16 protein-coding genes are annotated in these 15,809 nt (G+C 67.1%); 5 read left to right on the top strand and 11 right to left on the bottom strand.

Going from position 1 to position 15,809, the window contains the following annotated elements; translation table 11 throughout:
• Positions 1-50 precede the first annotated feature (50 nt).
• A complete protein-coding gene (locus CA833_RS07960; protein WP_142636143.1) occupies positions 51-332 on the bottom strand; it encodes a hypothetical protein in 282 nt (93 codons plus the stop codon).
• A 237-nt stretch (positions 333-569) separates the two neighbouring features.
• Positions 570-2,024, bottom strand: a complete 1,455-nt coding sequence (locus CA833_RS07955; RefSeq protein ID WP_142636145.1) for a L,D-transpeptidase family protein — start codon at positions 2,022-2,024, stop codon at positions 570-572.
• Positions 2,025-2,438: 414 nt separating this feature from the next.
• On the opposite strand from CA833_RS07955, the gene CA833_RS07950 reads away from it, so the two are divergent.
• The 3 genes from CA833_RS07950 (at position 2,439) to CA833_RS07940 (ending at position 7,238) form a co-directional block, all read left to right on the top strand.
• The gene (locus tag CA833_RS07950; protein WP_207079999.1) at positions 2,439-3,329 is read left to right on the top strand and encodes a DMT family transporter; all 891 of its coding nucleotides are present in this window, start codon (positions 2,439-2,441) and stop codon (positions 3,327-3,329) included.
• Between the two features lie 174 nt (positions 3,330-3,503).
• Complete coding sequence (gene acnA, locus CA833_RS07945; RefSeq protein ID WP_142636149.1) at positions 3,504-6,176, top strand: aconitate hydratase AcnA; 2,673 nt, start codon at positions 3,504-3,506, stop codon at positions 6,174-6,176.
• Positions 6,177-6,434: 258 nt separating this feature from the next.
• Complete coding sequence (locus tag CA833_RS07940; RefSeq protein ID WP_207079735.1) at positions 6,435-7,238, top strand: hypothetical protein; 804 nt, start codon at positions 6,435-6,437, stop codon at positions 7,236-7,238.
• A gap of 485 nt (positions 7,239-7,723) precedes the next feature.
• Here CA833_RS07940 and ruvB read toward each other — a convergent pair whose 3' ends face one another.
• The 3 genes from ruvB to ruvA are packed head-to-tail and all read right to left on the bottom strand — an operon-like array spanning position 7,724 to position 9,783.
• Positions 7,724-8,767 carry a Holliday junction branch migration DNA helicase RuvB gene (gene ruvB, locus CA833_RS07935; RefSeq protein ID WP_207079734.1) on the bottom strand — a complete coding sequence of 348 codons (1,044 nt, stop codon included), beginning with the start codon at positions 8,765-8,767 and terminating at the stop codon, positions 7,724-7,726.
• Positions 8,768-9,178: a hypothetical protein gene (locus CA833_RS07930; protein WP_207079733.1), complete on the bottom strand. Its 411-nt coding sequence runs from the start codon at positions 9,176-9,178 to the stop codon at positions 8,768-8,770. It lies immediately after the preceding gene.
• On the bottom strand, positions 9,175-9,783 hold the full coding sequence (ruvA, locus tag CA833_RS07925) for a Holliday junction branch migration protein RuvA (protein WP_207079732.1): 609 nt from the start codon (positions 9,781-9,783) through the stop codon (positions 9,175-9,177). Before ruvA ends, CA833_RS07930 begins: the two co-directional genes overlap by 4 nt.
• Before the next feature lie 116 nt (positions 9,784-9,899).
• On the opposite strand from ruvA, the gene CA833_RS07920 reads away from it, so the two are divergent.
• Entirely contained in the window at positions 9,900-11,468 is a 1,569-nt protein-coding gene (locus CA833_RS07920) for a hypothetical protein (protein WP_207079731.1), read from the top strand.
• 41 nt (positions 11,469-11,509) lie between these two features.
• Here CA833_RS07920 and ruvC read toward each other — a convergent pair whose 3' ends face one another.
• From ruvC to CA833_RS07905, 3 genes are read right to left on the bottom strand one after another with little or no spacing between them, the layout of a single operon-like run.
• Positions 11,510-11,986 carry a crossover junction endodeoxyribonuclease RuvC gene (ruvC, locus tag CA833_RS07915; RefSeq protein ID WP_086492366.1) on the bottom strand — a complete coding sequence of 159 codons (477 nt, stop codon included), beginning with the start codon at positions 11,984-11,986 and terminating at the stop codon, positions 11,510-11,512.
• A 4-nt stretch (positions 11,987-11,990) separates the two neighbouring features.
• On the bottom strand, positions 11,991-12,341 hold the full coding sequence (locus tag CA833_RS07910) for a DUF3147 family protein (RefSeq protein ID WP_142636161.1): 351 nt from the start codon (positions 12,339-12,341) through the stop codon (positions 11,991-11,993).
• A 1-nt stretch (position 12,342) separates the two neighbouring features.
• Positions 12,343-13,107 carry a YebC/PmpR family DNA-binding transcriptional regulator gene (locus tag CA833_RS07905; RefSeq protein WP_207079730.1) on the bottom strand — a complete coding sequence of 255 codons (765 nt, stop codon included), beginning with the start codon at positions 13,105-13,107 and terminating at the stop codon, positions 12,343-12,345.
• A 211-nt stretch (positions 13,108-13,318) separates the two neighbouring features.
• Between CA833_RS07905 and CA833_RS07900 the strand changes: the two genes are divergently transcribed.
• Positions 13,319-14,053 carry a type II CAAX prenyl endopeptidase Rce1 family protein gene (locus CA833_RS07900; RefSeq protein ID WP_207079729.1) on the top strand — a complete coding sequence of 245 codons (735 nt, stop codon included), beginning with the start codon at positions 13,319-13,321 and terminating at the stop codon, positions 14,051-14,053.
• A gap of 56 nt (positions 14,054-14,109) precedes the next feature.
• On the opposite strand, the gene CA833_RS07895 is transcribed toward CA833_RS07900, so the two are convergent.
• The 3 genes from CA833_RS07895 to CA833_RS26890 all read right to left on the bottom strand — a co-directional run bounded on the left by CA833_RS07895 (position 14,110) and on the right by CA833_RS26890 (position 15,744).
• Positions 14,110-14,346 carry a DUF2312 domain-containing protein gene (locus CA833_RS07895; protein ID WP_142636167.1) on the bottom strand — a complete coding sequence of 79 codons (237 nt, stop codon included), beginning with the start codon at positions 14,344-14,346 and terminating at the stop codon, positions 14,110-14,112.
• Between the two features lie 139 nt (positions 14,347-14,485).
• Positions 14,486-15,109, bottom strand: a complete 624-nt coding sequence (locus tag CA833_RS26895; RefSeq protein WP_242526326.1) for a methyl-accepting chemotaxis protein — start codon at positions 15,107-15,109, stop codon at positions 14,486-14,488.
• The gene (locus tag CA833_RS26890; protein WP_242526325.1) at positions 15,094-15,744 is read right to left on the bottom strand and encodes a HAMP domain-containing protein; all 651 of its coding nucleotides are present in this window, start codon (positions 15,742-15,744) and stop codon (positions 15,094-15,096) included. The genes CA833_RS26895 and CA833_RS26890 overlap by 16 nt, the downstream gene beginning before the upstream one ends.
• Between the last annotated feature and the right edge of the window lie 65 nt (positions 15,745-15,809).

The raw sequence follows: 15,809 nt of genomic DNA, 5'->3' as shown, positions 1-15,809 counted from the left end.
AGGCCGGGCGGGACTGGAAGGTCGGAGTTCGGGCGCGGCCCGGACGGCGGCTACCCCTCCCGCCGCTCGAACGAAACCGGCACGGCCAGCCTGAACGGCAGGTCGGGCGAGGCGATCCGCGATTCGGTGCCGTTGTCATGGATCAGCACCGCGCGGCCGACCCCCGGCGTTGCCACCACGGCGACCACGCTATCGACCCATTCGTGCAGCAGTGCCTTGGCGCGGGCCAGTTCGGCCTCGGCGCGGGTGGTGGTGCCCGAGGCTTCGAGTTCGGCTTCGAGTTCGACGATCCGCGCGGTCGCCTCGCCGATGCGGTCGGTGTTCTCGCTCATGGTTGGGGGTCCTCGGCAAACATCGTTCGCCTAGGTGGCCACCCCTGCCGGATGAGGCAAGGCCCCGGCAATCGCTGGCGCGTTGAGTTGTTGTCGGGTGCGCCATTCGCATCCGCGAATGGCTTGCGGCACCGGCCCTCTCCCCCACCCGACCACCCGACAATAGTACCCTATGGGTGGTCGGGTGGGGGAGAGGGCCGGTGCCGCCAAAATCCGCCTGCGGCGGATTTTCAAACCTTAAAGCGGGTTATCCAGCTTGATGACTTCTTCCTCGCTCGCGCGCTGGGTGGTCTTGAGCTGGCGCGGGGCGGCGAAGCTGTCGAGCACCGGCTTGTCGCGCGCATAGAGGTCGTTGAACGCCTTCAGCTCGCCGTCGATCGCGCGCGCGAAGGTGAAGTAGGTGAGGTAGACCGGGAAGGTCCGCGTCATCGCCACCTTGGTATATTCGCCCGAGCGCGAGATCTCGGCGGCTTCGGCAGCGGTCTTCTGCGCGCCGAGGATCGCCATCGTCATGCCCAGCTCCACTGCGCGTTCGGTGCGGATGCAGCCGTGGCTGAAGGCGCGCACGTCGGCGTTGAAGTACTGCTTGGACGGGGTGTCGTGCAGGTAGATCGCGTGGGGGTTGGGCATGTCGATCTTCATCAGGCCCAGCGAGTTGGTCGGCCCCGGCTGCTGGACAACGGTGATCACGCCGTCCGCGCTCTTGGTCGCCTTGTAGCCGGCCCGCTTGGCCCAGGCCGGGTTGCCCAGCACCTTGGCGCCCAGCCCCTCGCCCTTGACGATCGACTGCGGCACCGTCCAGGTCGGGTTGAAGACGACCGCGCTGACCGTCTCGGCCAGCTGCGGCGTCGCGGTGCGGCCGGGCTTGCCGACCACCGTCTTGTAGCTGCGGATGATCCGGTTCTTCACCACGAGGCGCAGCTGGAACTCGGGAATGTTGGTCATCAGGTAGACATCGCCGAGATCGCGGGCGAGCCAGCGCCAGCGGTCCATGTTCGCCTGGATCAGCGCGCGGCGCGCCTTGTCGGCCACCGGAGTCGCATTGTAGGCGGCCTTGAGCGCGGCATAGTCCGGGTTGGTCGGCGCCAGTTCGTCCACCACGCCGGCAACGTCATGGTTCGACAGCGCCTGCGCCATGATCTGCGCGGTGGGCATGACGTCCTGATCGGGATCGACCGCGAACCACTGCACGCGCGCCGTCATCGGCGTGCGGCCATCGCGCAGGTCCTCGATCAGCCAGCCGAACACGCGGCTGGCGAGCTGGTCCAGCTCGTCGCCCTCGCCTTTGGCAATGGCCGCCTTCAGCGCGGCGGGCTGGTAGTCGGCCGGGACCAGGCCTTCCTTGCCGATATAGCCGATGGTCTGGAGCAGCACCTTGGCGTCCGCCAGCGACCACGCCATCACCGGCTCGGCCAGCAGCGCGTCGGACTGGCCGGACGCGGGGGCCGCGAGCGGCACGACCGGCACCGCGGCGGTGGCAGCGGAAGACGTCGCCCTGGGCGCCGCCGTCCTGGCAGGCGCCGTCGCCGGCGCGGCGGGCAGGATCGAGGTCGGTGTCGAGAGCGCCTTCGCCTTCTGGCTGCTCTGGCCGGCGGCCGTGTCGGCCTTCTGCGCCGCTACCGGCTGCGCGAGGACGCCCGTCGCCGCGACAACCGCCAGTACGCTGCAACCGAACCGCTTGAAACTCGCCATCTTGTCCTGAACCTGCCTGTCGTGATGAACCCCGGGGGGACGGGGTGGGAAAGCGGCCCGCCAAGACCGCGTCAGAAATATCGCTTTGCCCCCAACTTACCCCATGTTCAAGGATTTCGCCTGACCCTGCGATGAATTGAGCGATGAATGGCGCGCTTCCCGAGAGTCTGTTTGGAAAATGCCCGCAAGGGCATTTTCATTGCGGCACCGGCCCACTTCCGTCCCGAAGAGCACGAAAAGGTCCGGGGGACCTTTTCGCTGAGGGGGCCTACCACCCGCAGGATACTACCAATGGGTGGTAGGGTGGGGGAGTGGGCCGGTGCCGCAAAATCCGCTTTCAGCGGATTTCCAAACAGACTCCTAACTGGATGGGACTTGCGCCCGCCCCAGCATGCGGCGAGAGGCAATGGCGTGATGCACGCGCCCGCCCCTGCCCCCCGCTCCCAGTTGATGCCCGTGCTGGCGGTCGTCGCGGGGATCGCCACGTTCAGCATGATGGACGCCGCCATCAAGGGCGCCTCGCTGGCGGTCGGCGTCTATAGCGCGCTGCTGTTTCGCAATCTTTTCGGCGCCTTGATGACGTTCCCGCTCTGGCTCGCCGCCGGCCGGCCAATGCCCAGCCGCCAGGTCCTCAAGGTCCATGCCCTGCGCGCGGGCATCACTTCGGCGATGGCCGCACTCTTTTTCTATGGCCTTGCACGAATTCCTATGGCCGAGGGAATCGCGCTCTCGTTCGTCTCGCCGATCATCGCCCTCTATTTCGCGGCGCTGCTGCTGGGCGAGACGATCCGCCGCCAGGCCATTGCCGCCTCGCTGCTCGGCGTGGTCGGCGTCGTGGTGATTCTCGGCGGAAAACTGGGCGGCGGCGCCTATTCGGGCGAGGCGCTGACCGGAACCCTGGCCGTGCTGGCCTCCTCGGTCTTCTATGCGGTGAACCTCGTGCTCCAGCGCAAGCAGGCACTGCTGGCCAGCCCGGTCGAGGTAGCGATGGCGCAGAACCTCATCGTCACGCTGATTTTCCTCGTTTTCTCACCGTGGTTCGCAGTCCTGCCCGAGGTCCGCAGTCTTGGCCTGATCGCCGCCGGCGCCGCCTTTGCCACCGCCGCCCTGCTGTTCCTCGCCTGGGGCTATGCCCGCGCCGAAACGCAAGTGCTGCTGCCGATCGAGTACACCGGTTTCCTCTGGGCCGCGCTGCTCGGCTGGCTGATGTTCGACGAGGCGCTGGGTTTCGCCACGGTTGCGGGCACATTGCTGATCGTTGTCGGCTGCTGGATTGGTGCAAGAAACGCAATGACCTCGACGTAGGTCTGCACCCAGCCCCCCTTGACCTCCGGCCCCGGAACGCGCATCGGCGGGGCCGCAGACTCCGCTTTGTCGCGATGCAGCACGGCACTCCTTTTCGGGACCTGGCCAGTTCGGTTCCGTCGAGGGGCCGCGCTATTGGCGACAGGCTCCATACAGAAGGGGATAAGACCCAAAATGACCCAGGTCGGACAGGATACGCTCGGTACCCGCAGCACCATGACGGTCGGCGACAAGCAAGTTGCCTACTACTCTCTCAAGAAGGCTTCCGAGAAGCTGGGCGACATCAGCCGCCTGCCGTTCTCGATGAAGGTGCTGCTGGAAAACCTGCTGCGCTTCGAAGACGGCGGCTTCACCGTCTCGACCGACCACGTCCAGGCGGTGGTCGACTGGCAGAAGAACCCCGTCACCGGTGAGGAAATCCAGTACCGCCCGGCGCGCGTCCTGCTTCAGGACTTCACCGGCGTGCCTTGCGTGGTCGACCTTGCCGCGATGCGCGACGCGATCGCCAAGCTCGGCGGCGACACCAGCAAGATCAACCCGCTGGTCCCCGTGAACCTCGTGATCGACCACTCGGTCATGGTTGACGAATTCGGTCACCCCAAGGCGTTCGAAGAGAACGTGGAGATCGAATACCAGCGCAACATGGAGCGTTACGACTTCCTCAAGTGGGGCTCCAAGTCGCTCGCCAACTTCTACGCGGTTCCCCCGGGCACCGGCATCTGCCACCAGGTGAACCTGGAAAACATCGCCAAGTCGGTGTGGACCAGCGAAGACCAGAACGGTGAAACCGTTGCCTATCCCGACACCTGCGTCGGCACCGACAGCCACACCACCATGGTCAACGGCCTGGGCGTGCTGGGCTGGGGCGTCGGCGGCATCGAGGCGGAAGCCGCGATGCTCGGCCAGCCGGTCTCGATGCTGATCCCCGAAGTCGTCGGCTTCAAGTTCACCGGCGAGCTGAAGGAAGGCGTCACCGCCACCGACCTCGTGCTGACCTGCACCGCGATGCTGCGCAAGCACGGCGTGGTCGGCCGCTTCGTCGAATACTTCGGCCCCGGCCTGGCCTCGCTGTCGCTGGCCGACCGTGCGACGCTCGCCAATATGGCCCCGGAATACGGCGCCACCTGCGGCTTCTTCGGTATCGACGACAAGACCCTCGACTACCTGCGCCTCACCGGCCGCGAGGAAGAGCAGATCGCCCTCGTCGAAGCCTATGCCAAGGAACAGGGCTTCTGGATGGAAGCCGGCGCTGCCGATCCGATCTTCTCCTCGACCCTCGAACTCGACATCTCGACCGTCGTGCCCTCGCTCGCCGGTCCGAAGCGTCCGCAGGACTGGGTTGCCCTTCCCGACGTCGACGACGTGTTCAACAAGGACATGGCCGAGACCTACAAGAAGTCGGCCACCCGCGTCCCCGTCGAAGGCAAGGACTTCGACATCGGTGACGGCGACGTCATGATCGCCGCCATCACCAGCTGCACCAACACCTCGAACCCGAGCGTGCTGGTCGCCGCCGGTCTCGTCGCCAAGAAGGCCGACGAGCTGGGCCTCAAGCCCAAGCCCTGGGTCAAGACCTCGCTCGCCCCCGGTTCGCAGGTCGTCACCGACTACCTCAACAAGGCCGGCCTGCAGTCGCACCTCGACAACATCGGCTTCAACCTCGTCGGTTACGGCTGCACCACCTGCATCGGCAACTCGGGCCCGCTCGCCGAACCGATCTCGAAGGCGATCAACGAGAACGGCCTGGTCGCCAGCGCCGTCATCTCGGGCAACCGCAACTTCGAAGGCCGCGTCTCGCCGGACGTGCGCGCCAACTTCCTGGCCTCGCCGCCGCTGGTCGTTGCCTACGCCCTGAAGGGCACCGTGGTGGAAGACTTCACCACCACCCCGATCGGCGTCAGCAAGGACGGCACCGACGTGTTCCTCAAGGACATCTGGCCGACCAACAACGAAGTGGCCGAAACCATGGCCACCTGCATGGACCGCCCGATGTTCCAGGCCCGCTATGCCGACGTCTACAAGGGCGACAAGCACTGGCAGGCGATCAACGTCACCGGTTCGGAAACCTACTCGTGGCGCGCCGGTTCGACCTACGTCGCCAACCCGCCGTACTTCGAAGGCCTGGAAATGACCCCGGCGCCGGTGAACGACATCATCGAGGCGAAGCCCCTGCTGATCCTCGGCGATTCGATCACCACCGACCACATCTCGCCGGCCGGCTCGATCAAGGCCGACAGCCCGGCAGGCCAGTGGCTGATGGAGCACCAGGTCGCCAAGGCGGACTTCAACTCCTACGGTTCGCGCCGTGGCCACCACGAAGTCATGATGCGCGGCACTTTCGCCAACATCCGCATCCGCAACGAAATGGTCCCCGGCATCGAAGGCGGCATGAGCCGCTTCGGTGAAGAGGTTCTGCCGGTCTACGACGTCGCGCAGAAGTACAAGGAGCAGGGCACGCCGATGGTGGTCGTGGCCGGCAAGGAGTACGGCACCGGTTCGTCGCGCGACTGGGCGGCCAAGGGCACCAACCTGCTCGGCGTGCGCGCCGTGATCGTCGAGAGCTTCGAGCGTATCCACCGTTCGAACCTGGTCGGCATGGGCGTGCTGCCGCTGCAGTTCAAGGATGGCGACACCCGCCAGACCCTGGGCCTGACCGGCGACGACGCCTTCACGATCCTGGGCGTTGCCAGCCTCAAGCCGCGCCAGGACGTGGAAGTCCAGGTGACCCGTCCGGACGGCTCGACCTTCACCTTCACCGCGCTGTGCCGCATCGATACCGCCAACGAAGTGGAATACTTCAACAACGGCGGCATCCTGCAGTACGTGCTGCGCAAGCTGGCCGCCTAACCGGCCAGCCGCCTTACCGGCTCAAGAAGGAAGCCCCGTCCCGCGTTCGCGCGGGGCGGGGTTTTTTCTGGGCCTGGCGGGGCCTGACGCGGCCTGGCACGCTGCCGCCGGAACGAAAAAAGGGGGAAGCGCCCCCCGACGCTTCACCCTTCTTGCGAACCGCTCGCCCGGCCCTTCGGGCGGCGGCCCAGGCCGCCCTGACGCTCCCTCCGCCGATCTGGCGATCCGTCAGGCGGCCAGACGATCCGTCAGACGCGCTTGCGTCCCGCCAGCCGCTGGCGCGCCACCAGCGCGGCGGCGGCGGCGCCGAACAGCACCAGCATCGGCGGCGCCGGCACGTCGGTCGGCGGCGGCGTCTCGCCGCCCGGCGGCGGACCGCCGCTGGTCGTCGTGGTCGTGCCGCTGCTGCCCGACGAGGAGCCCGAGCTCGAACTGGAACCCGACGTCGATGACGAGGTGGAACCCGAACTTGAACTGGTGGAAGAGCCGGAGGACGAACCCGAAGAGGATCCCGAGCTGGAACCGGTCGAAGAACCGGAAGACGAGCCCGAGGACGAACCGGACGAAGAGCTCGAACTCGACGACGAGCTCGACGACGAGCTCGAGGAGGAACTCGACGACGAACTGGTCGTCGAAGTCACGTTGCCCGAGGTTGTCGTGGTGGTCGAGGTGACGTTGCCCGAAGTCGACGTGGTGGTGCTGACGCCCCCGGTCGTGGTGGTGGTCGTGGTTGTCGTCGAGCCGCTCGACGTCTGCCCGTTCTGGGTATCGGTCGGCACGCCCGAGGTGGTACCGGAGGTCGTGCCCGACGTGGTGCCCGAGGAACTCGACGTCGAAGTCGAACCCGAGGAGGTCGAGGTGGACGTCGAACCGGTAGTGGTCGAACTGATCACGACATTGCCGCCGCTCGATCCGCTGCCGCCAAAGAAGCCGCCGAAGAAACCGCCACCGAAACCGCCGCCGCTCGAACCGCCGCCGACCACCACCGGGGTGCCGGAGCAGCAGCCCGAAACCGGCGGGGCGACGGGCGGAACATATGTCGGCAGCGGGGCCATTTCGTAACGGGGGATCTCGCGCCGCGCGGTCAGCACCGGCTCCGGCGCCGGGCGCGGGATCACGCGCCGGGCGCGCCGGGGAATCGTGCGCTTCGCCGGCCGGGCGACTTTCGCCTGCTTGAGCTTGTGGTATTCGACGCCGCTCGCCTGCGTCTCGGCGACGTGGACAGCCCCGCCGCCGATGATCGCGCAGCCCGCCGCACAGGCAGACAGCTTCGCCAAGGCCATTCGAACCGACATAGCTTTCTCTCTTCGCTCCCTCCGGGCCGGCCGACCGCGACCATAAGTCGTGAAGGCCCGTTAGCGCCTACCAAGCGCAGATAGAAGTTAAGGGAACAATGGCATTCTCGCGAAAACGTGTCCCGGCCGGCGATAAACCGAGTTAGTTTTTGCAGTTGACAGCAATAGTGTGCCGATGCGGGACTGTTGCCGGCGGCTTCCGTAAGTTCTGCCGAAGCTTTTCACGGATCTGCAAAATCGCCGGACGCCGGCTCAGTCCCCCGGCGAATCGAACAGGCCGCCCTGCGGACCGCCTCCGCCCTGCTGCGGCGGGGTCATCCCGAGGTGCTGCCAGCCGCCGTCGTTGAGGCAGCGGCCGCGCGCGGTGCGGGCGATCAGGCCAAGCTGGATGAGGTAGGGCTCGATCACTTCCTCGATCGTGTCGCGCGGCTCGGAAAGGCCCGCCGCCAGCGTCTCGACGCCGACCGGGCCGCCCTTGTAGATGTCGGCGATCATCCGCAGGTACCGCCGGTCCTGCGCGTCGAGGCCGATCGAATCGACTTCCAGCCGGGTCAGCGCATCGTCGGCGATGGCGCGGGTGATGACGTCGGAGCCCGCGACATGGGCAAAGTCGCGCACGCGGCGCATCAGCCGCCCGGCCACGCGCGGGGTGCCGCGCGCGCGGCGGGCGATCTCGGTCGCCCCGCCCTTGTCCATGCCGATGCCGAGCAGGCCGGCGCCGCGGGTGACGACCTTTTCCAGTTCCTCCACAGTGTAGAACTGCAGCCTGACGGGAATGCCGAAACGGTCGCGCAGCGGGGTCTGCAGCAGGCCCTGCCGGGTCGTCGCGCCGACCAGCGTGAAGGGCGGCAGGTCGATCCGCACCGAACGCGCCGAGGGCCCCTCGCCGATGATGAGGTCGAGCGCGCGGTCCTCCATCGCCGGGTAGAGCACTTCCTCGACCACCGGATTGAGGCGGTGGATCTCGTCGATGAACAGCACGTCGCCATGCTCGAGATTGGTCAGCAGCGCGGCAAGGTCGCCCGCCTTGGCGATCACCGGCCCGCTGGTGGCGCGGAAACCCACGCCGAGTTCGCGCGCGACGATCTGCGCGAGCGTCGTCTTGCCGAGGCCGGGAGGGCCGAAGAACAGCGTATGATCCATCGCCTCGCGCCGCGACTTGGCGCTTTCGATGAAGACGCGAAGATTGTCCTTGGCCGCCGCCTGCCCGACAAATTCGGCCAGCGTCTTCGGGCGAAGCGCCGCATCGGCGTCCTCCGGCTGGCGGGACGAGGTGAGGATGGGATTATCGGTCATTCAACATTCTTCAACTTCGCCAACACCGCTTGTATCGCTCCACCATTTACGATCATGGCAACGCGGGTTTGCAGCAACGGCGCTATGCATGGCATGGGCGGCACTGCGAAGCGCCTGCCCAGCTGCTCTCGCACGGAACAGCAAACGCAAACTCTTCCGCGGCGCAACAAAGCAAAGCCAGCCATCTTCATACTCAGGATAGTCGCCGCATCCCAGCAAGATCCGGAAACCGCCGGTGTCCAATGCGCAACTCCACCCCCAATCCTCCGGGACAGGTTCGCCCACCAAGATGCCCGCTTGCCGGATGCCACTGGCGAGGAATGCCATGACGTCCTTGCCGCCAGGCTCGGGTTCCATCGAAACCGCCTTGGCATAGTTCGCACGAAACTCGAGATGCGTGCGAACTGTCACCCCGCCGCCCTCTTCAGCGCCACGCGGACAAGATCGTTCAGGCCCGCATCCTCGCCGAGTTCCTCCACCGCCTTGCCGACCGCCATCGAGGCGACCGCCGGCTTGAAGCCGAGGTTCTGCAACGCCGAGACCGCATCCGCGCTGGCATCGCCCGCAGGCGCCGCCACTGCCGCAAGGCCGGGCGCGCCGGGCACGGTGGGCATGCCGCCCGCCTTGTCCTTGAGTTCGTTGACGATGCGGCTGGCCAGTTTCGGCCCGACACCGTTGGCGCGCGCGACCATGGCGCTGTCGCCCCCGGCACAGGCGCGCTGCAGTTCCTCGGTGGTCAATGCAGAAAGGATGGCGAGCGCGACCTTGGAGCCTACCCCCTGCACCGCCGTCAGCAGGCGGAACCAGTTGCGCTCCGCCCCGCTGGTGAAGCCGATCAGGCGCTGGTCGGTCTCGGAGACCTGCATCTCGGTATGGACGACGACCTTGTCGCCCCGGATGCCGAGATGGTCGAGCGTACGCGCCGAACAATGGACAAGATAACCCACGCCATTGACGTCGATGATCGCCCAGTCGGGGCCGGTATCGTCGAGCAGGCCAGTCAGCTTTGCGATCATGGTTTGTTCCCCATGAGGCTCCTATGGCCGATGCCCGCCCGCGCGGCAAGCACGATCAGCAGCGCAATCGCGGCCCGCCCCATGACAGCGCGAATCGCCCATGCTAACGCGCAGCCATGGGGAAAGACGCCGGGGCCGCGCGGGCGGGCAATCGTTGGTCGTGGCCGGTTCTTGCGGCCTTGCCGGTCGCCATCGCCGCGGTGTGGCTGCGGATCGCGCATTTCTCACCGTTCGAGATCATGCACGCCGATGAGCTGATGCAGTATCTCGAACAGGGCAATCGCCTTGCCACCGGGCGGGGCCTGGTTCCCTGGGAAGCGCATTACGGCTTGCGCGGCGCATTGATCGAACAATTCGTCGCCCTGTTCCTGTGGATGGGCCACCTGCTGTCGGACGAGCAGCTCTTTGCCGTCCGCCTTGCCCGGGCCGCCTTCGGCGCACTGACCCTGCTGACCCTTCCCGCCGCTTGGCGGCTGGGCGCGCTTTCCTCGCGCCGACACGCGCTGGTCGCGCTGTTTGTCGCCTCGGTGTGGTGGGAAGCGGTGCTGTTCAGCGACCTGCTGCTTTCGGAAAGCCTGGCCAGCGCCCTGATCCTGCTCGCCGCCGCGCCGCTGCTGACCGATGACGACCGCTCCGCAACCGCACGGGCGAGCGACATGTACCTGCTGACAAGCGGCTTCCTGCTCGGCCTTGGCGTGCTGGCAAGACTGCAATACGCGCCCTTTGTCGCGGTGCTGGCCATCGCCGCGCTGCGGCTCGACTGGCGGCGCTGGCGGCCCGTGGTGCTGGGCGGGCTGGCCGCCGCCCTGCTGGGCGCAGCCAGCGATCTGGCCATGGGCCGCGTTCCGTTCGCGTGGATCATGGTCAACGTCGCGATGAACATCGGCCATGGGATCGCCTCCCGCTTCGGCGTTTCGGGGCCTTTCGCCTACCTGATCGGGCTCTACACACATCTGGCGCCGATCATGGTGCCGCTCCTGGTCGCCGCGCTGCTGGCCGGGCGGCGCTACTGGCCGCTGATGGCCGCCGCGACGGTCAACGTGCTGATCCACAGCATGATCGCCCACAAGGAATACCGGTTCATCTGGCTGTCCACGCTGACCGTCCTGATCCTGGCGGCGATTGCCACGGTGCGGCTCGCGGACCGCCTGGCAGAGCGCCGGGGCGGCATTGCCGGCCCTGCGGGAATTGCGATCGTCTGCCTTGCCTGGCTGGGCGCGTCGTTCGCCTCCGAATACAAGAGCGGGGGCTATCCGGCCTTTCGCGGCGGCGGCGCGGTTCCGCGGCTGGCGCTGCGGGCGCTGGACGATCCACGCACCTGCGCCATCGCGCTGGACTTCGAAATCAAGGCGCATCTGGTGCCGGCGCTGCTGCCCCGGCCGGTGCCGATCCTGCTCGTCCCCACCGGCGGCAGGCCGCTGTCCGGCACGCGGGCTCCGGGATTGGCACCAGGTCTGGCACCAGGTCTGGCACAGGGCGCCAATGCGCTGATCCTGGCCACGCCGGATACCGCCTTGCCCGGATGGCACCGCGAGGCGTGCGAGGCCATGGGCGACCAGCAGGCCTGCCTGTTCCGCCGCGAAGGAACCTGCGCCCCGGCGCCGCAATGGTCCTATCAGAAGATGATCGACATCGACGCGGGGTTGGACGCGGGGTTGGACGCGGGGCTGGCGGGGCGGCCCTGACGCCTCCCCGGCCGTCCCCCTGCGCCATCGCTACAAGCCGCCTAGCGGTGGCTTCCCAGCATGTTGGCGTGGGTGATGGCGACGGCAAGCGCGTCCGACGCGTCCTCGCCCGCCAGCTTCACGCCGGGCAGCAGCACTTTCAACATGTGCTGGATCTGTTTCTTGTCGGCGCCGCCGGTGCCGACCAGCGCCTTCTTGATGACCTTGGTGGAATACTCCGCCACCGGCAGACCCGCGCGCGCGATCGACAGCATGGCGACGCCGCGCGCCTGCCCCAGCTTCAGCGTCGACTGCGGGTTCACGTTGACGAAGACTTCCTCCACCGCGCCGGCATCGGGCCGGTGATGGAGGATCACGTCGGTCAGCGCCGCGTCGAGCTCGACCAGGCGCTCGGCCATGCCGGCCTTGGCATCGGTGCGGATCTGCCCGTTGGCGACATGGCTGAGACGGCTGCCGCTCTTGGCGACGATGCCCCAGCCGGTGCAGGTGAGCCCCGGATCGAGGCCGATGATGATCATGGGATCAGACCTTGAGGCCGAAGCGCGGGCCGAGATGCACCATCAGCAGGTAGAGCAGGACCGTCAGCACGCAGCCCGCCAGCAGCGAGAGCCAGAAGCCGATCCCGTGGCGCAGCAGCACCGGGATCAGCAGGAACATCGGCAGCGAGGGCAGCACGTACCAGAAGGTCGCCTGTGCATGCACGGCCATGTTCTCGGCATCGGGCCGGGCATGCCACAGGAGCATCATGCCCAGCACCGAGACCAGGGGAAGCGAGGCGACAAGCGCGCCCATCGCGGGCAGGCGCTTGCCGATCTCGGCGATCGCCACGATCATCGCGCCGGAGATCAGCGCACGGGCGATCAGGGCCAGCATGTCAGGCGAGTTTCGCCATGACCTCGTCGGAGATCTCGTAGTTGCCCCAGACGGTCTGGACGTCGTCGTCGTCTTCCAGCGTGTCGACCAGCTTCATCAGCGTGCCGGCGGTGTCGGCATCGACCTCGACCGAGAGGTTGGGCTTCCACGCGAGCTTCACGCCCTCGGCCTCGCCCAGCACCTTTTCCAGTTCGCGGGCGACTTCGTGCAGCGAATCGACCGAGACCCAGATCGAGTGGCTGCCCGGGTTCTCGTCGCCGTCGCCCATGTCGCTCTGGACGTCCTCGGCGCCGGCTTCGATGGCGGCCTCGAGGACCTTCTCCTCGTCACCCACCGAGGCGGGGTACTCGATCAGGCCGAGACGTTCGAAACCGTGCGAAACCGCGCCCGAGGCACCGAGGTTGCCGCCGTTCTTGGAGAACGCCGTGCGCACGTTGGTGGCGGTACGGTTGCGGTTGTCGGTCAGCGCCTCGACGATGAGGGCGACGCCGCCGGGGCCGTAACCCTCGTAGCGCACTTCCTCGTAGTTCTCGGCATCGCCCTTGCTGGCCTTGTCGATCGCGCGCTGGATGTTGTCCTTGGGCATCGACTGCGCCTTGGCGGCGTTGACCGCGGCGCGCAGGCGCGGGTTCATGTCCGGGTCGGGCATGCCCATCTTGGCGGCCACGGTGATTTCGCGGCTGAGCTTGCTGAACTGCGCCGAGCGCTTCTTGTCCTGCGCACCCTTGCGATGCATGATGTTCTTGAATTTGGAATGGCCTGCCATGGGGTCCGCTCTTGCTTCGCTCGCCTGCCTGCCTGCTTGCGGCGATAACCGCGAGGGCCGGGCAGCGAGGTCCGTTGAATGATGTGTGCCAGATGACGCAGGGCGCGCCTTACAACAGGGCGGCACCCAAGGGCAACCGCCCGTTCCGCTTGCCTGCCCGAAGACGGATGGGCCAAAGGATTTGGCAAGAAAACTCCGCTAGCACACCGCCATGGCCACCCGGACCGACCCTGCCGCCGCTTCCCGTGCATCGACCCGTGCGCTTGCGCTCCTGCGAGAGCTGCCGGGATTCCTGAAAAGACCCGCGATCCTGACGCCGGTCGGCCTGCGTTCGCGCGAGGGGTGGGCCGCGCTGGGCGTGATGGCGCTGCTGCATGTCGCGGTGCTGCTGCTGGTGGTGCTGCCGCTGATCGGCCTGTGGCAGCAGGCCATGCACCTGCCGATGCCCGATGCCTTCGACAAGCTGCCCGCCGGCTGGCTGCTGCCGATCACGGTGCTGGTCGCGCCGATCGCGGAAGAAACGCTGTTCCGGGGCTGGCAGACGGGCCGCCCCCGCGCCTTGTGGCTGCTGCTGTGCGCGGTGCTGTTTGCGGGTCTGGCAGTCTATGCCAAGGCGCTGGCGCCGATGGTGCTGCTTGGGATGCTGGTGCTGCTGACCGGCGCGGCGCTTGGCGGCTGGATCGTGCTGCGCAAGCGTAGCGAACCGGCGGCGCTCTACCGCTCGGCCTATCCTGTGATTTTCTGGATCGTTGCGCTGCTGTTCGCCGGGGTTCACCTGATGAATTACCCGAGCGTGTCGGCGCTGATGCTGCCGATGGTGCTGCCGCAGCTCTGGGCCGCGCTGATGCTGGGCTTCACCCGCCAGCGCATCGGCCTGCCCGCCGCCATGCTCCAGCACATGGGCGCCAATGCGGCGACCATGGTGCTGGTGTATTTGGGAGGGTAAAATCCGGCCTCATACAGAGCGCCGGTACCGCTTCCCGGGCCGAAGCCCGGGCAACATCAATCGATGCCGAGCGCGGTCTTGTAGGTGTCGAGCAGCATGTCCATTTCGCGGCGGTCGTCCGGCTTCATCTTACGGATGCGGACGATCTGGCGCATGATCTTGACGTCGTAGCCGACCGCCTTGGCCTCGTTATAGACGTCGCGGATATCGTCGCCGATGCCCTTCTTTTCTTCTTCGAGGCGCTCGACGCGCTCGATCAGCAGGCGCAGGCGATCGTCGGTGGTTTCGGCCATGGGGTTCGTGCTCCGGAACTAGGATGAATCGATTTGGCGGCGCTGATAGCGGCTGCGCGGGATTCGGGCAAAGCGCGGGCCTGTGGAAATCGCGCAAAGACTCCGGCGACGGGACAAGGCCCGCCGTCGGCAGGGCCCGTCACGCCAGCCGGAACTCGCCCGCCTGGGCGCTGAGGCGCGAGATCTCGCTGTCGAGATTGAGCGCGGCGGCCGAAGTCTGCTCCACCATCGAGGCATTGTACTGCGTCGTGCGTTCCATCTCGCCGATCGCGGTGGTCACCTGGGTGATGGCGGCGGACTGCTCGCGGTTGTCGGTGGTCATGCGCTCCAGCAGCCGGTGGACCTTGCCCACCCCGTCGACGATCTCGACCAGCGCCGAATCGACCGAATTGACCGCCTCGACCGCACTGGCAACTTCCGACTGGGTGACGCCAAGCTGCTCGCGGGCATTGCGCGCCTCTTCCTCGGCCCGCATGGCAAGCGCCGAGACCAGATCGGCAACAACCGCGAAACCGCGCCCGGCCTCGCCCGCGCGGCCGGCCTCGACCGCCGCGTTCATCGCCAGCACCCGGGTCTGGAAGGCGATCTTGTCGACCCCCTCGATCACCGTGTCGATGCCCTTGGCGCAGCCCGAGACGCGGCCCATCGTCTCCACCGTCTCACCGGCAACCGCGCGGCCCTTGCCGACCAGCGCGATCACCCCGTCGGCACTCTCCAGCGTCTGCCCGGCGGCGACGGCGGTGCTCCTCAGGCGATCCTCCATCGAGACGATCGCGGCCGAGGTCTGCTGGAGGCTGGCGGCATTCCCTCGGTACGGCGCGCGAGGTCGTCGGAGGCCTGGGAGATCTCGCTCGAGCCGGTGCGGATCGCCTGCGCGCGCACCTGCACCGCGCCGACAAGGTCGCGCAGCCGCCCGATCGCCTCGTTGAAATGGCTCTTGAGCTGGCTGAACTCGCCGGTGAATTCGGCGGTCACCTGGGCGGTGAGATCGCCGCGCGCCAGCTTTTCCAGTTGGGCGGTGAACTGTTCGACCATCGCGGCCTGATCGCGCGCGGTGATCCGCTGCTGGCGCGCGGTCTCGCGGAAGGTGAACATCGCCTGGGTCATGCGGCCCACGCAGTCGCGGTAATCGGTATAGTCCACCGGGCTGTCGAGGTCGCCCGCGGCCAGCCCCTCCATGCGCACCACGGTGGAGACATAAGGCACGCAGATACCCTCGCGGCAGGCCATGCCGAAGAGCCAGGCGCCCAGCGTCAGCGCCAGCCCTGCGGGCAGGCCTATCACCAGCGGCAGCAGCGCCGCGCAGAGCACCGCCACCAGCATCGCGGCAGCCATGACCGTGAATGCGAACCAGGTTTTCTGCCGGATAGGGGCATGTTTGACGAACCAGTCGACCATCGGACGTTTCTCGCTTCAGGGGGATAGCTAGAAGTATGCCTAACTCGAATTATCGTACTTATAGG

Origin of the sequence: Novosphingobium sp. KA1 (genome assembly GCF_017309955.1) — a bacterium.
Taxonomy (GTDB): Bacteria; Pseudomonadota; Alphaproteobacteria; order Sphingomonadales; family Sphingomonadaceae; genus Novosphingobium.
The sequence above is the reverse complement of the archived record's forward strand: the minus strand, read 5'-3'. Positions and strand labels throughout refer to the sequence as shown.

What these genes read in the sequence shown, in the direction of transcription:
- CA833_RS07950 (WP_207079999.1), top strand. Translation starts at nt 2,439, where the DNA reads ATGCACGCGCCCGCCCCTGCCCCCCGCTCCCAGTTGATGCCCGTGCTG.
- ruvA (WP_207079732.1), bottom strand. Translation starts at nt 9,783, where the DNA reads ATGATCGCAAAGCTGACTGGCCTGCTCGACGATACCGGCCCCGACTGG.
- ruvB (WP_207079734.1), bottom strand. Translation starts at nt 8,767, where the DNA reads ATGACCGATAATCCCATCCTCACCTCGTCCCGCCAGCCGGAGGACGCC.
- CA833_RS07955 (WP_142636145.1), bottom strand. Translation starts at nt 2,024, where the DNA reads ATGGCGAGTTTCAAGCGGTTCGGTTGCAGCGTACTGGCGGTTGTCGCG.
- CA833_RS07910 (WP_142636161.1), bottom strand. Translation starts at nt 12,341, where the DNA reads ATGCTGGCCCTGATCGCCCGTGCGCTGATCTCCGGCGCGATGATCGTG.
- ruvC (WP_086492366.1), bottom strand. Translation starts at nt 11,986, where the DNA reads ATGATCATCATCGGCCTCGATCCGGGGCTCACCTGCACCGGCTGGGGC.
- acnA (WP_142636149.1), top strand. Translation starts at nt 3,504, where the DNA reads ATGACCCAGGTCGGACAGGATACGCTCGGTACCCGCAGCACCATGACG.
- CA833_RS07960 (WP_142636143.1), bottom strand. Translation starts at nt 332, where the DNA reads ATGAGCGAGAACACCGACCGCATCGGCGAGGCGACCGCGCGGATCGTC.
- CA833_RS07895 (WP_142636167.1), bottom strand. Translation starts at nt 14,346, where the DNA reads ATGGCCGAAACCACCGACGATCGCCTGCGCCTGCTGATCGAGCGCGTC.
- CA833_RS07905 (WP_207079730.1), bottom strand. Translation starts at nt 13,107, where the DNA reads ATGGCAGGCCATTCCAAATTCAAGAACATCATGCATCGCAAGGGTGCG.
- CA833_RS07920 (WP_207079731.1), top strand. Translation starts at nt 9,900, where the DNA reads ATGGGGAAAGACGCCGGGGCCGCGCGGGCGGGCAATCGTTGGTCGTGG.
- CA833_RS26895 (WP_242526326.1), bottom strand. Translation starts at nt 15,109, where the DNA reads ATGGAGGATCGCCTGAGGAGCACCGCCGTCGCCGCCGGGCAGACGCTG.
- CA833_RS07900 (WP_207079729.1), top strand. Translation starts at nt 13,319, where the DNA reads ATGGCCACCCGGACCGACCCTGCCGCCGCTTCCCGTGCATCGACCCGT.
- CA833_RS26890 (WP_242526325.1), bottom strand. Translation starts at nt 15,744, where the DNA reads ATGGTCGACTGGTTCGTCAAACATGCCCCTATCCGGCAGAAAACCTGG.